General features: G+C 47.6%; 7 protein-coding genes and 2 rRNA genes. 8 read left to right on the top strand and 1 reads right to left on the bottom strand.

What is annotated here, in order from left to right; genetic code table 11:
* Positions 1–4 precede the first annotated feature (4 nt).
* Complete coding sequence (rhlB, locus tag OCV50_RS14130) at positions 5–1315, bottom strand: ATP-dependent RNA helicase RhlB (RefSeq protein WP_239843133.1); 1311 nt, start codon at positions 1313–1315, stop codon at positions 5–7.
* A gap of 111 nt (positions 1316–1426) precedes the next feature.
* Between rhlB and trxA the strand changes: the two genes are divergently transcribed.
* The 8 genes from trxA (at position 1427) to OCV50_RS14090 (ending at position 12489) form a co-directional block, all read left to right on the top strand.
* Positions 1427–1753 (top strand): thioredoxin TrxA, encoded by a 327-nt coding sequence (gene trxA / locus OCV50_RS14125; RefSeq protein ID WP_032552270.1) that lies wholly within the window; start codon positions 1427–1429, stop codon positions 1751–1753.
* 196 nt (positions 1754–1949) lie between these two features.
* Entirely contained in the window at positions 1950–3209 is a 1260-nt protein-coding gene (rho, locus tag OCV50_RS14120) for a transcription termination factor Rho (protein WP_032552271.1), read from the top strand.
* A 114-nt stretch (positions 3210–3323) separates the two neighbouring features.
* Positions 3324–4319 carry a hypothetical protein gene (locus tag OCV50_RS14115; RefSeq protein WP_261903321.1) on the top strand — a complete coding sequence of 332 codons (996 nt, stop codon included), beginning with the start codon at positions 3324–3326 and terminating at the stop codon, positions 4317–4319.
* Positions 4320–4415: 96 nt separating this feature from the next.
* Complete coding sequence (gene ubiD, locus OCV50_RS14110) at positions 4416–6260, top strand: 4-hydroxy-3-polyprenylbenzoate decarboxylase (RefSeq protein WP_261903320.1); 1845 nt, start codon at positions 4416–4418, stop codon at positions 6258–6260.
* Complete coding sequence (locus OCV50_RS14105; RefSeq protein ID WP_261903319.1) at positions 6257–6526, top strand: 2Fe-2S iron-sulfur cluster-binding protein; 270 nt, start codon at positions 6257–6259, stop codon at positions 6524–6526. The genes ubiD and OCV50_RS14105 overlap by 4 nt, the downstream gene beginning before the upstream one ends.
* 20 nt (positions 6527–6546) lie before the next feature.
* Positions 6547–7260, top strand: a complete 714-nt coding sequence (gene fre, locus OCV50_RS14100; RefSeq protein ID WP_150895980.1) for an NAD(P)H-flavin reductase — start codon at positions 6547–6549, stop codon at positions 7258–7260.
* 473 nt (positions 7261–7733) lie between these two features.
* Positions 7734–9286 (top strand): 16S ribosomal RNA (locus OCV50_RS14095).
* 311 nt (positions 9287–9597) lie between these two features.
* A 23S ribosomal RNA gene (locus OCV50_RS14090) occupies positions 9598–12489 on the top strand.
* The 16S and 23S rRNA genes sit together here, the layout of an rRNA operon.
* Positions 12490–12548 lie beyond the last annotated feature (59 nt).

Below are 12548 nucleotides of genomic sequence, written 5' to 3'. Positions count from 1 at the left end.
GCGTTTAAGCTTCCTTGTTATGACGCGGCTGGCGTGGACGACGGTTTTGGTTCGGCTTACGGTTGCCGTTACGAGAACCACCGTTGTTTGAGCGGCGCTGTTGCGGGTTACGCGTGCGCAGGCGCAATGGCGCTGGCAGATCTTCAATAAGTGCCGAAGCATCGTAGTCAGATACTGGGATTGCGTGCTCAATGTACTCTTCGATTGTTGGAAGGTTGATTGCGTAATCTTCACAAGCAAAGCTGATCGAGTGACCACTTGCACCAGCACGGCCTGTACGACCAATTCGGTGAACGTAATCTTCACAATCGTCCGGTAGGTCGAAGTTGAATACGTGGGTTACTTGAGGAATGTGTAGGCCACGTGCCGCAACGTCGGTTGCAACCAGTAGATCAACTTCACCTTTAGTGAATTGCTCAAGGATTTTCTCGCGTTTCTTCTGCGGAACATCACCGGTCAATAGGCCAACGCGGTGTCCGTCAGCAGCAAGGTGTCCCCAAACTGACTCACATTTGTGCTTAGTGTTAGCAAAGATGATAGCGCGCTCAGGCCATTCTTCTTCGATTAGAGTTTGTAGCAGAGCCATCTTGTGTTCGTTTGATGGATAGAACAACTCTTCTTGGATGCGGTGACCGGTTTTACGCTCAGGTTCAACTACAACATGCTCAGGGTTGTGCATGTGCTCAAACGCCAATTCTTGTACGCGGTAAGACAGCGTCGCAGAGAACAGCATGTTCAGGCGATCTTTTGGCTCAGGCATACGACGGAACAAGAAACGAATGTCTTTAATGAAACCAAGGTCGAACATACGATCCGCTTCATCAAGTACAACGGCTTGAATGTGGTTAAGGTTAAATACCTTCTGCTTGTAGAAATCGATGATTCGGCCTGTAGTGCCGATCAGAACGTCTACGCCATCTTCTAGCTTCGCTAATTGCTTATCGTAGCTCTCGCCACCGTATGCAAGTGCTGCTTTGATACCTGTACTCGCGATAAGAGGTTCAGCATCGTTAAAGATCTGAATCGCTAACTCACGCGTCGGCGCCATAATAATCGCACGTGGCTGATTTGGCTTGCGACCTTCGTGTTCAGGCGTATTTAGCAGGTGGTTAAAGGTAGCAGTAAGAAACGCGAGCGTTTTACCAGTGCCCGTTTGGGCCTGGCCTGCGATGTCTTGGCCGGTGAGCAGTACCGGCAGCGCCAAGGCTTGAATCGGGGTACAATATTCGAACCCTTTTTTCTCCAATCCTTCAATGACTTGGGCGTTTAAATCCAAATCGGCGAACTTTTGCTCTGTGATATGCGTCTTTTTCATAGCTATAGAATATCAGCTTAAGCTTGCAATACGAAAGTAAATACATTCCAATAGGGCATCTATTTACTGGTTATCATCCAACCAGTTCTAAAAAACACATTGGAGTGGAAGATGAGTGATAAGATTTTGCAGCTTACTGATGAAGGTTTTGATAACGATGTAATCAACGCTGCAGGCCCGGTTCTTGTTGATTTTTGGGCAGAATGGTGTGGTCCATGTAAAATGATTGCGCCGATTCTTGATGAAATCGCTGACGAGTACGAAGGCAAACTCACTATCGGTAAACTGAATATCGACCAAAATGCGGGTACACCACCTAAGTTTGGTATCCGTGGTATTCCAACGCTACTTCTTTTCAAAGATGGTGGCGTAGCAGCAACTAAAGTTGGTGCTCTGTCTAAAACTCAACTTAAAGAGTTCCTAGACGCGAACCTATAATAGGCAAGCAATAAAAAGAAACCGTGCAGTTAACAAATGCACGGTTTTGTTTTTTCTAAGCTATAGACTAGGCTTAGTTTTAGTGATAATTTATCGCACGTTAATTGAACAAATTTCTCTTCTTGGTCGATCCTGTGACCGAATCCCTCTTAACTAGAAAACAGATCTTATTTTGACTAAACAAGCATCCACCACAATGAATCTTACAGAACTGAAGAACAGACCTGTGTCTGAACTTGTTAAACTTGGCGAAAGCTTAGGCCTAGAAAACCTAGCTCGTCTAAGAAAGCAGGACATTATCTTCTCCATCCTTAAAGCACATGCAAAAAGTGGTGAAGACATCTTCGGTGATGGTGTTCTAGAAATTCTGCAAGACGGTTTTGGTTTCCTACGTAGCGCAGACAGCTCATACCTAGCTGGCCCTGACGACATTTACGTATCGCCAAGTCAGATTCGTCGTTTCAACCTACGCACTGGTGACTCAATTGCCGGAAAGATTCGCCCACCTAAAGACGGCGAACGTTACTTTGCTCTACTTAAAGTAAACACGGTAAACCACGATAAGCCAGACAACGCTCGTAACAAAATCCTATTTGAAAACCTTACCCCTCTACACGCTAACGAGCGTATGGTTATGGAGCGTGGTAATGGTTCAACTGAAGACATCACAGCACGTGTACTAGACCTTGCATCGCCAATCGGTAAAGGTCAGCGTGGTCTGATTGTTGCTCCGCCTAAAGCGGGTAAGACAATGTTGCTTCAGAACATCGCACAAAGCATTGCGCACAACCACCCAGAGTGTGAGCTGATGGTACTTCTTATCGATGAGCGTCCAGAAGAAGTAACCGAGATGCAACGCCTAGTTAAGGGTGAAGTAGTGGCATCGACATTCGATGAGCCAGCATCTCGCCACGTACAGGTTGCAGAAATGGTTATCGAGAAAGCAAAACGTCTTGTTGAGCATAAGAAAGACGTAGTTATCCTGCTTGACTCTATTACTCGTCTAGCTCGTGCCTACAACACTGTAGTACCTTCATCAGGTAAAGTACTGACTGGTGGTGTGGATGCGAACGCACTACACCGTCCTAAGCGTTTCTTCGGTGCGGCACGTAACGTAGAAGAGGGTGGTAGCTTAACTATCCTAGCAACAGCACTGGTTGATACTGGTTCTAAGATGGATGAAGTTATCTACGAAGAGTTCAAGGGTACGGGTAACATGGAAATCCACTTGAACCGTAAGATCGCTGAGAAGCGTGTCTTCCCTGCAATCGACTTCAACCGTTCAGGTACTCGTCGTGAAGAGCTACTGACTAAGAACGATGAACTGCAGAAGATGTGGATCCTACGTAAGATTGTTCATCCAATGGGTGAGATCGATGCAATGGAATTCCTAATCGATAAGCTTGCAATGACGAAGACCAACGATGAATTCTTTGACGCAATGCGTCGTCAATAAGTTAGATACCGTTATCTAGAATGACTATAAAGCGCTGCCACTGAGTAGCGCTTTTTATTTGCATTTTTGGCTAGTAGCTTGCAGAATAACCAAAAGTGTTACAAGGAAGTTAAAATGCAACATGGACTGTTGTCGTCAATACTCCTGTCTACTTCACTGTTATTCGCTCCTGTCAGCGCATCGTTCGCGACAGAGATGTCTCCTCAAACAGTCGAAACATGGCTGGAGAATGACCAAGTAAAACAAAAGACCTCAGAGTTTTTAGAGTTAGTGATGCGTGATGAAGTAGATTCGTTACGTTTTGCTCTTGAGCGTCTTACCTTTCCCCAGCAAGAAGTGGCTCGCTATCAACTGCTCAAAAAGTTAGAGCAGCAAGATATTGTTCTCACTCCCAAGATGTCGATTTTTGTTGAGCAGCAACTGGCTATTACACCCACTTATCAAGTGTTAGAGCGTGGAGATGGCTACGAGTTTACGGTGCCTGCATTTAATTACCCATCTATCGCCAATCGCCTGATCAAGCAGTTCCGTGAAAACCAGAACACCTTAGTATTTGTACTGAATGCAGAAAAGAAAGAGCTTGATTTAAAGTCGTGGCTATCAGGGCCAGAGCATCAGGTTCAAACGCGAGAGGCTCTGTTGGTTCGAGAGCTTGATAGTTTGTCTCCAGAAGCGGTCGATTACCTTGTTAAGCAACTAACCGAATCACCAATTGTGAGTTGGTTGCCATCGACGGAAGTGGTTGTACGCTTGGCACAAGTCAGCGAAGACCCTGAGGTCTACCAAATCCTGTGGAAGATGAAAGCCGATTATCATAGCCAAGCTGAGCTAGTACGTTTGGCCGCAAGTAAAGAACCCTTCGCGTTAGAGCAGGTGATGGCAGCAACAAAGAACCCACGCCTTAAAGAAGAGGCAATCACTTTACTGACAAGAGTTAACCCACTGTCGGATGATGTAAAAGCGTTTTTGGTCTCTCGTATGGCGATTGCAGATGACGCTTCGCTGGTCGCTCGTGAGCTAGCTAAACAAGGTCACACCGGTTGGCTACAAGACTTAGTTAACGACAATCCGCAAGTGAAGAGTTCTGTAATCCAGAAAGTGCTACCGTAACTGGGTTTCACCTCGCAATAACCTTACTAAAAAGGGGGATCTCAGGATGCCCCTTTTTGATATACTGCTTGCAGATTAATCAGCATTAGAAGCCCTATGAGTTATAAGGATTTACGCGACTTTATTGATCACCTAGAAGGGATTGGTCAGCTAAAGCGCATTTCTCACCCTGTCGACCCCGATTATGAAATGACAGAGATCAGCGACCGTACACTGCGTGCTGGTGGTCCTGCATTGCTATTCGAAAACCCAATTGGCTATAACATGCCTGTATTGACCAATTTATTTGGTACGCCGCAGCGTGTAGCTATTGGCATGGGGCGTCAGGACGTTAAAGAGTTACGCGAAGTAGGTAAGTTATTGGCTTATCTCAAAGAGCCAGAGCCGCCAAAAGGCTTTAAAGATGCGATAGAAAAAATACCGGTCTTTAAGCAAGTCTTGAACATGCCAGCTAAGCGCCTTCGTAAAGCGCCGTGCCAAGAGGTTGTTTGGCAGGGGGACGAGGTTGATCTTGATAAAGTACCAGTAATGAGCTGTTGGGCAGATGATGTAGCGCCACTTTTAACTTGGGGTTTGACGGTTACTCGTGGGCCAAACAAGAAACGCCAAAACTTGGGTATCTACCGTCAGCAAAAGATAGGCAAGAACAAGATCATCATGCGATGGCTAGCGCATCGTGGTGGAGCTCTCGATCTTCGAGACTGGATGGAGACCAATCCAGGTAAGCCATTCCCTGTGTCGGTTGCGTTTGGCGCAGATCCAGCAACGATTCTAGGTGCTGTAACACCAGTGCCTGATACGCTTTCCGAATATGCGTTTGCAGGTCTGCTGCGTGGTAGCAAAACGGAAGTGGTTAAGTCGATTAGTAATAATCTAGAAGTTCCTGCCAGCGCAGAGATTGTGATGGAAGGCTATATCGACCCGAACGAGTTTGCTGATGAAGGTCCATATGGTGATCACACGGGTTACTACAATGAGAAAGAGAAACACCATGTGTTTACCATTACTCATATCACCATGCGTAAAGACCCGATTTATCACAGTACCTACACCGGCCGTCCGCCAGATGAGCCTGCAGTATTAGGTGTTGCGCTGAACGAAGTGTTCGTCCCAATTCTGCAAAAGCAATTCCCTGAAATTGAAGATTTCTATCTACCGCCTGAAGGCTGTTCGTACCGAATGGCAGTAGTGACCATGAAGAAACAGTATCCAGGTCATGCGAAGCGCGTGATGATGGGAGTGTGGTCTTTCTTGCGTCAGTTTATGTACACCAAATTTGTCTTGGTATGCGATGAGAGCGTCAATGCACGTGATTGGTCTGAAGTCACGGGAGCGATGGTCGAGCACATGAGCCCTAAGCGTGACACGTTGATGATAGAAAGTACGCCAATTGATTCTCTCGACTTTGCATCTCCAGTGGTTGGGCTGGGATCTAAGATGGGACTGGATATCACCAAGAAGTGGGATGCTGAACTTGAACTGTCTCCTGAAGCTCTAGTCGCCAGTGAAGATAAGCCTGTATGTGAGCAAGCGCTACAAAAGATCAAACAAACTCATCCAGAAATCATCGATATTCATTTGCAGAACGACAATAGCAGTATGGTCGTGGTTTCGATTGAGAAAGCAAAGGCGCATCATGCAAAAGAGGTGATGGAAACGATCTGGCAGCAGTTTGCAGATAACAAATTTGTGATTGTGTGTGATGGCGACGTTAATGTTCGTGATTGGAACGATATTATCTGGGCGATCACTACGCGAATGGATCCAGCGCGCGACACGATTTTCGTATCACAGCCATCTACTCTGTCTCGTATGGGGTTGGATGCGACCAATAAGATTCAAGGACAGGAGTGTCGACGTGAATGGGGAACACCAATCACAAAAGATCCAAAGATTGTTGAAAAAGTTGATAGTATCTGGGAACAACTAGGAATCTTATGAGCTACCAAGTAGTCTTGTATCCAGAGAGTATCACCTTCGATATAGAAAAAGGGCAAACGGTGTTGGATGCTGCGCTCAACAGCAACATTAACTTCCCCAACCGTTGCCAAGTCGGTGCTTGTGCAATGTGCATGTGCAAAAAACTAGAAGGGCAAGTCAGTTACCACCTTGAGCCAATGCTTACAGAGAAAGAGCAGCAACAAGGGTGGATCTTCGCTTGCCAAGCAATAGCAGAAAGTAATTTAGTCCTGACCTTTGCTGATTAAAGGTCTGTGAGAGGAATAGCATGACAATTAAATGTAAAGTGAAGTCTATCGAGCCATTGGCGTGTAATACATACCAGATTCTACTTCACCCTGAAACACCAGTAGCGTTCAAAGCGGGCCAATACCTAATGGTAGAAATGGGTGAGAAAGATAAGCGCCCATTCTCAATTGCGAGCAGTCCTTGCCGTCACGAAGGTGAGCTAGAGCTGCATATCGGTGCTGCAGAACATAACGCTTACGCACTTGAAGTAGTAGAAGCTATGCAGAAAGCACTAGCGGAAGATGGCGATATCGCTATCGATGCGCCTCACGGTGACGCATGGGTAAAAGAAGAGAGTGATCGCCCACTATTACTTGTGGCTGGTGGTACTGGTTTCAGTTATGTACGTTCTATTCTTGATCACTGCATCGCTCAGAATAGCCAAAAAGAGATTCATCTATACTGGGGTGCTAAAGATGAGCGCCAGCTGTACGCAAAAGCAGAGCTAACGGAGATTGCAGAAAAGCACAGCAATGTTCACTTTGTGCCAGTAGTAGAAGACGCACCAGCAGCGTGGAGCGGTCAAACAGGTAATGTTCTAGAAGCAATCAATCATAACTTTGAGTCTCTAGCTGATTACGACATCTATATTGCAGGTCGTTTTGAAATGGCGGGAGCTGCAAGAGAGCAGTTTACTGAGAAAAAAGATGCGAAACGCGAGCATATGTATGCTGATGCCTACGCATTTATCTAACTAAAAGCGTATTAATTCGTTCAAAAAGAGAGCAGAAATGCTCTCTTTTTTTGGTTTTGATGAACTATTAGGCAGTTAACCCCTATTTATTCAATTTTTATGAAAAAGTAGTTGCCAAGTTCTTAGGTATCTCTATAATGCCGCCTCACTGACACGGCAGGCGCCACAAGGCTTCAGCAGTAATCAGTAAGACGAAAATTCGAAAGAAATTAATTTTCAAAAAGTGTTTGACACTGAATGTTAATTCGCTAGAATGGCCGTCCACTTTGAGAGGTAAGCCTCAAAAAGTAAAGCTCTTTAAAAATTAGAACCTATCAATCTGTGTGGGCACTCGTTGATGAATATCAAAATTGATTCTTAGGAATCACATTGATTTCGATGAACTGAGTGACCAATTCGAATCGTAAGATTCGGCACAGTCAATTCAACATTACTATGTAATGTAATCAGTATTCATTGAGTCACAAAATCTTAAATTGAAGAGTTTGATCATGGCTCAGATTGAACGCTGGCGGCAGGCCTAACACATGCAAGTCGAGCGGAAACGAGTTATCTGAACCTTCGGGGAACGATAACGGCGTCGAGCGGCGGACGGGTGAGTAATGCCTAGGAAATTGCCTTGATGTGGGGGATAACCATTGGAAACGATGGCTAATACCGCATGATGCCTACGGGCCAAAGAGGGGGACCTTCGGGCCTCTCGCGTCAAGATATGCCTAGGTGGGATTAGCTAGTTGGTGAGGTAATGGCTCACCAAGGCGACGATCCCTAGCTGGTCTGAGAGGATGATCAGCCACACTGGAACTGAGACACGGTCCAGACTCCTACGGGAGGCAGCAGTGGGGAATATTGCACAATGGGCGCAAGCCTGATGCAGCCATGCCGCGTGTATGAAGAAGGCCTTCGGGTTGTAAAGTACTTTCAGCAGTGAGGAAGGGGGTGTCGTTAATAGCGGCATCTCTTGACGTTAGCTGCAGAAGAAGCACCGGCTAACTCCGTGCCAGCAGCCGCGGTAATACGGAGGGTGCGAGCGTTAATCGGAATTACTGGGCGTAAAGCGCATGCAGGTGGTTTGTTAAGTCAGATGTGAAAGCCCGGGGCTCAACCTCGGAACTGCATTTGAAACTGGCAAACTAGAGTACTGTAGAGGGGGGTAGAATTTCAGGTGTAGCGGTGAAATGCGTAGAGATCTGAAGGAATACCAGTGGCGAAGGCGGCCCCCTGGACAGATACTGACACTCAGATGCGAAAGCGTGGGGAGCAAACAGGATTAGATACCCTGGTAGTCCACGCCGTAAACGATGTCTACTTGGAGGTTGTGGCCTTGAGCCGTGGCTTTCGGAGCTAACGCGTTAAGTAGACCGCCTGGGGAGTACGGTCGCAAGATTAAAACTCAAATGAATTGACGGGGGCCCGCACAAGCGGTGGAGCATGTGGTTTAATTCGATGCAACGCGAAGAACCTTACCTACTCTTGACATCCAGAGAACTTAGCAGAGATGCTTTGGTGCCTTCGGGAACTCTGAGACAGGTGCTGCATGGCTGTCGTCAGCTCGTGTTGTGAAATGTTGGGTTAAGTCCCGCAACGAGCGCAACCCTTATCCTTGTTTGCCAGCGAGTAATGTCGGGAACTCCAGGGAGACTGCCGGTGATAAACCGGAGGAAGGTGGGGACGACGTCAAGTCATCATGGCCCTTACGAGTAGGGCTACACACGTGCTACAATGGCGCATACAGAGGGCGGCCAACTCGCGAGAGTGAGCGAATCCCAAAAAGTGCGTCGTAGTCCGGATTGGAGTCTGCAACTCGACTCCATGAAGTCGGAATCGCTAGTAATCGTAGATCAGAATGCTACGGTGAATACGTTCCCGGGCCTTGTACACACCGCCCGTCACACCATGGGAGTGGGCTGCAAAAGAAGTGGGTAGTTTAACCTTCGGGAGGACGCTCACCACTTTGTGGTTCATGACTGGGGTGAAGTCGTAACAAGGTAGCCCTAGGGGAACCTGGGGCTGGATCACCTCCTTATACGAAGATGTTCACGATAAGTGTCCACACAGATTGATGGTTTTGAAGCGAAAGCTTCGAGCTATTATTGCTCTTTAACAATTTGGAAAGCTGACTGATTTAAATAACACAGTTATTTAAATCAAATTAAAAGTTCTCAATGTTTATCCTTTGGATAAACACAACACAAACACATTCAAGTGTCTTGTATTCGAATCAAACTTAGTTTGATTCACCATTGAGTCCGGCAAACACGTAATAAGAACTAACCCTTCTTATTACAACCAAAAACCTTGGTTGTTTACCATACATAAGACCTCTTCGGGTTGTATGGTTAAGTGACTAAGCGTACACGGTGGATGCCTTGGCAGTCAGAGGCGATGAAGGACGTATTAACTTGCGATAAGCCCAGATTAGGTAGTAAAAACCTTTTGAGTCTGGGATTTCCGAATGGGGAAACCCACTTACATAAGTAAGTATCTTGTTGTGAATACATAGCAACAAGAGGCAAACCGGGGGAACTGAAACATCTAAGTACCCCGAGGAAGAGAAATCAACCGAGATTCCGAAAGTAGCGGCGAGCGAAATTGGATTAGCCCTTAAGCTTTTAATGATGCAGGTGAAGAGTCTGGAAAGTCTCGCAATAAAGGGTGATAGCCCCGTAACCGACACATCATAATCAGTGAAATCGAGTAGGGCGGGACACGTGATATCCTGTCTGAATATGGGGGGACCATCCTCCAAGGCTAAATACTACTGACTGACCGATAGTGAACCAGTACCGTGAGGGAAAGGCGAAAAGAACCCCTGTGAGGGGAGTGAAATAGAACCTGAAACCGTGTACGTACAAGCAGTAGGAGCGGGCATTGTCCCGTGACTGCGTACCTTTTGTATAATGGGTCAGCGACTTATATTCAGTGGCAAGGTTAACCGTTTAGGGGAGCCGTAGGGAAACCGAGTCTTAACTGGGCGTTCAGTCTCTGGATATAGACCCGAAACCAGGTGATCTAGCCATGGGCAGGTTGAAGGTTGAGTAACATCAACTGGAGGACCGAACCGACTAATGTTGAAAAATTAGCGGATGACTTGTGGCTAGGGGTGAAAGGCCAATCAAACCTGGAGATAGCTGGTTCTCCCCGAAAGCTATTTAGGTAGCGCCTCGGACGAATACTACTGGGGGTAGAGCACTGTTAAGGCTAGGGGGTCATCCCGACTTACCAACCCTTTGCAAACTCCGAATACCAGTAAGTACTATCCGGGAGACACACGGCGGGTGCTAACGTCCGTCGTGGAGAGGGAAACAACCCAGACCGCCAGCTAAGGTCCCAAAGTATAGCTAAGTGGGAAACGATGTGGGAAGGCTCAGACAGCCAGGATGTTGGCTTAGAAGCAGCCATCATTTAAAGAAAGCGTAATAGCTCACTGGTCGAGTCGGCCTGCGCGGAAGATGTAACGGGGCTAAGCTATACACCGAAGCTGCGGCTGCACACTTTAGTGTGCGGGGTAGGGGAGCGTTCTGTAAGCCGTTGAAGGTGGTCTGTAAGGGCTGCTGGAGGTATCAGAAGTGCGAATGCTGACATGAGTAACGATAAAGGGAGTGAAAAACTCCCTCGCCGGAAGACCAAGGGTTCCTGTCCAACGTTAATCGGGGCAGGGTAAGTCGACCCCTAAGGCGAGGCCGAAAGGCGTAGTCGATGGGAAACGGGTTAATATTCCCGTACTTCTTACAATTGCGATGGGGGGACGGAGAAGGCTAGGTGGGCCTGGCGACGGTTGTCCAGGTTCAAGTACGTAGGCGGAAAGTTTAGGTAAATCCGGACTTTCTTAACGCTGAGATACGATGTCGAGCCACTACGGTGGTGAAGTCATTGATGCCATGCTTCCAGGAAAAGCCTCTAAGCTTCAGATTGTAAGGAATCGTACCCCAAACCGACACAGGTGGTCGGGTAGAGAATACCAAGGCGCTTGAGAGAACTCGGGTGAAGGAACTAGGCAAAATGGTACCGTAACTTCGGGAGAAGGTACGCTCTTATCGGTGAAGTCCCTCGCGGATGGAGCTGACGAGAGTCGCAGATACCAGGTGGCTGCAACTGTTTATTAAAAACACAGCACTGTGCAAAATCGTAAGATGACGTATACGGTGTGACGCCTGCCCGGTGCCGGAAGGTTAATTGATGGGGTTAGACTTCGGTCGAAGCTCTTGATCGAAGCCCCGGTAAACGGCGGCCGTAACTATAACGGTCCTAAGGTAGCGAAATTCCTTGTCGGGTAAGTTCCGACCTGCACGAATGGCGTAATGATGGCCACGCTGTCTCCACCCGAGACTCAGTGAAATTGAAATCGCTGTGAAGATGCAGTGTACCCGCGGCTAGACGGAAAGACCCCGTGAACCTTTACTACAGCTTGGCACTGAACATTGACCCTACATGTGTAGGATAGGTGGGAGACTTTGAAACCGCGTCGCTAGATGTGGTGGAGTCGTCCTTGAAATACCACCCTTGTAGTGTTGATGTTCTAACGTTGGTCCCTGAATCGGGATTACGGACAGTGCCTGGTGGGTAGTTTGACTGGGGCGGTCTCCTCCCAAAGAGTAACGGAGGAGCACGAAGGTGGGCTAATCACGGTTGGACATCGTGAGGTTAGTGCAATGGCATAAGCCCGCTTGACTGCGAGAATGACAATTCGAGCAGGTGCGAAAGCAGGTCATAGTGATCCGGTGGTTCTGAATGGAAGGGCCATCGCTCAACGGATAAAAGGTACTCCGGGGATAACAGGCTGATACCGCCCAAGAGTTCATATCGACGGCGGTGTTTGGCACCTCGATGTCGGCTCATCACATCCTGGGGCTGAAGTCGGTCCCAAGGGTATGGCTGTTCGCCATTTAAAGTGGTACGCGAGCTGGGTTTAGAACGTCGTGAGACAGTTCGGTCCCTATCTGCCGTGGGCGTTGGAAGATTGAAGGGGGCTGCTCCTAGTACGAGAGGACCGGAGTGGACGAACCTCTGGTGTTCGGGTTGTCATGCCAATGGCATTGCCCGGTAGCTAAGTTCGGAATCGATAACCGCTGAAAGCATCTAAGCGGGAAGCGAGCCCTGAGATGAGTCTTCCCTGGCGCTTTAAGCGTCCTAAAGGGTTGTTCAAGACTAGAACGTTGATAGGCAGGGTGTGTAAGCGCTGTGAGGCGTTGAGCTAACCTGTACTAATTGCCCGTGAGGCTTAACCATACAACACCCAAGGGGTTTTGATGGACTCAAAACATTGTTTCCGCTTTAAAAAGCAGAGG

Origin of the sequence: Vibrio fortis (assembly GCF_024347475.1) — a bacterium.
GTDB lineage: Bacteria > Pseudomonadota > Gammaproteobacteria > Enterobacterales > Vibrionaceae > Vibrio > Vibrio fortis.
This window is presented reverse-complemented; position numbering and strand designations above follow the sequence as displayed.